At 44.5% G+C, this 2,975-nt stretch carries 1 protein-coding gene; it reads left to right on the forward strand.

Annotation, left to right across the window (positions count from 1 at the left end; genetic code table 11):
- Positions 1–180 precede the first annotated feature (180 nt).
- Positions 181–2,970: a preprotein translocase subunit SecA gene (gene secA / locus NJ959_RS27855; protein ID WP_254015016.1), complete on the forward strand. Its 2,790-nt coding sequence runs from the start codon at positions 181–183 to the stop codon at positions 2,968–2,970.
- The last annotated feature ends 5 nt before the right edge of the window (positions 2,971–2,975 follow it).

The raw sequence follows: 2,975 nt of genomic DNA on the forward strand, positions 1-2,975 counted from the left end.
CTGGTAAAGATCCCCGTACCATCCCACTTCAAGAGAAAATGGTACGATGATCGTACAAACGCTACCCCAAAGCGGTAGCGCCCATCTACAGTTAAAATCAAAAAGCCGAGTAAAAGAGTTCTTTTTTACTTCTGAACTCCTATAACTCCTGCAAATCCTGAACTCTTTCTCCATACTGATATGTTAAAAACCATACTTGGCGATCCCAACGCCCGCAAACTAAAAAAATACCAACCCTACGTTGCCGAAGTTAACATCTTAGAAGAAGATATCGAGAAACTCTCTGACGACGAACTCAAAGGTAAAACCGGAGAATTCAAACAGCAACTAGAAAAAGCGACTACCGATCAAGAACGAGCAGACGTATTAGACGATATCTTACCAGAAGCCTTCGCAGTAGTCAGAGAAGCAGGACGGCGAGTTCTAGGAATGCGTCACTTTGATGTACAAGTAATGGGAGGTGTTGTCCTCCACAAAGGACAAATCGCCGAAATGAAGACAGGCGAAGGAAAAACCCTAGTTTCCACCCTCCCCGCCTACCTCAACGCCCTCTCAGGTAGAGGTGTCCATAACGTTACCGTCAACGACTACCTCGCCCGTCGTGACGCAGAATGGATGGGACAACTCCATCGCTTCCTCGGCTTAAGCGTCGGACTGATACAATCTGGCATGGCTCCCTCCGAGCGTCAGCGAAATTACGCCTGCGATATCACCTACGCCACTAACAGTGAATTAGGATTCGACTACCTGCGAGATAACATGGCAACCTCCATGGCAGAAGTAGTGCAACGCCCCTTTAACTACTGCATTATCGACGAAGTAGACTCAGTACTCATCGACGAAGCCCGTACACCCCTAATTATTTCCGGACAAGTGGAGCGCCCTTCCCAAAACTACATGAGGGCGGCGGAAGTAGCGAAACAACTCAAAGCCGAAGAACATTACGAAGTCGATGAAAAAGCTCGCAACGTCATCATGACAGATGAAGGCTTTATCGAAGCCGAAAATATCCTGAAAGTTGGAGATTTATATGACCCAGAAAACCCCTGGGCGCATTATATTTTCAACGCCATTAAAGCCAAAGAATTATTCGTTCCCGATGTTAACTATATTGTCCGAAATGGAGAAGTCGTCATCGTAGATGAATTCACCGGAAGAGTATTGCAAGGAAGACGCTGGAGTGACGGACTTCACCAAGCAATTGAAGCAAAAGAAGACGTGGAAATTCAAAAAGAAACCCAAACTCTAGCCACCATTACCTATCAAAACTTCTTCCTTCTATATCCTAAATTAGCAGGGATGACAGGAACAGCTAAAACAGAAGAATCAGAATTTGAAAAAATCTATAACCTCCAAGTTACCATTATTCCCACCAACCGATCTGCTGGAAGGCGAGACTTATCCGATGTCGTCTACAAAACTGAACCAGCAAAATGGAAAGCAGTTGCCCAAGAATGTGCCGAAATGCACGAAGCAGGACGACCAGTTCTCGTCGGTACAACTAGTGTTGAAAAATCAGAACTCCTTGCCCGTCTTCTCTCCGAATTGGAAGTAAAACACAACCTACTAAACGCCCGCCCAGAAAACGTAGAACGGGAATCAGAAATTATTGCCCAAGCCGGAAGAAAAGGTGCAGTTACGATTGCCACTAACATGGCAGGAAGGGGAACCGATATTATCTTAGGTGGTAACGCTGAGTACATGGCACGATTGAAAGTACGAGAATACTTCATGCCCAAAATCGTGATTCCAGAAGATGAAGAGTCCTTCGTATCGATGGGAATACCAGTAAGTAGTCGCCCGCCCGCTCAAGGTTTTGCCCCTGGAAAGAAAGTAAAAACATGGAAAGCTAGCCCCCAAATATTTCCCACCAAATTATCAAAAGAAACAGAACAACAACTTAAGCAAGCCGTAGATTTTGCTGTTAAAGAGTATGGTGAAAGAAGTCTACCAGAGCTAGAAGCAGAAGATAAAGTCGCTGTCGCAGCAGAAAATGCCCCTACTGATGACCCAGTAATTCAACAAATCCGGGCAATATATAAGGCAATTCGCCAAGAATACGAAGCATTTACCAAACGAGAACATAATGAAGTAATCGAGTGTGGTGGACTTCACGTTATTGGTACTGAGCGTCACGAATCTCGCCGGATTGATAACCAATTGCGGGGACGGGCTGGACGACAAGGTGACCCCGGTTCAACTAAGTTTTTCCTCAGTTTAGAAGATAACTTACTACGGATTTTTGGTGGCGATCGCGTGGCGGGATTAATGGAAGCTTTCCGTGTTGAGGAAGATATGCCCATTGAATCGGGAATGTTAACTCGTTCTCTGGAAGGGGCACAGAAAAAAGTGGAAACTTTCTACTACGATACCCGGAAACAAGTCTTTGAGTATGATGAGGTGATGAATAACCAAAGACGGGCAATTTATGCGGAACGTCGTCGGGTTTTAGAAGGGTTAGATTTGAAAGAACAAGTTGTCCAATATGCGGAAAAAACCATGGATGATATTGTTGATGCTTATGTTAATCCTGAATTGCCTCCAGAAGAGTGGGATGTGGCTAGCATCGTATCAAAAACGCAAGAATTTGTCTATTTACTCCAAGACATGAAACCAGAAGATTTGGATGATATGACAGTAACTGAAATTAAACTATTCTTGCACGAAGAAGTACGGAAAGCCTACGACATCAAAGAAGCCCAAATAGACCAAATTCAACCAGGTTTAATGCGTCAAGCTGAACGGTTTTTTATCCTACAGCAAATTGATACTCTATGGCGGGAACATTTACAGTCAATGGATGCTTTGCGAGAGTCAGTCGGCTTGCGCGGATACGGGCAAAAAGATCCTTTAATTGAGTATAAGCAGGAAGGTTATGAAACTTTCTTGGAAATGATGATTGACATCCGTCGCAATGTGGTGTACTCATTGTTCCAATTCCAGCCGCAAATGCAGCCGCAAGCGGTGTAGGGAGT

It is taken from the genome of Limnofasciculus baicalensis BBK-W-15 (assembly GCF_024178385.1).
GTDB classification, from domain to species: Bacteria; Cyanobacteriota; Cyanobacteriia; order Cyanobacteriales; family Coleofasciculaceae; genus Limnofasciculus; species Limnofasciculus baicalensis.

Excerpts from the sequence above, each read along its gene's own strand:
- secA (WP_254015016.1), top strand. The coding sequence starts at position 181 with ATGTTAAAAACCATACTTGGCGATCCCAACGCCCGCAAACTAAAAAAA.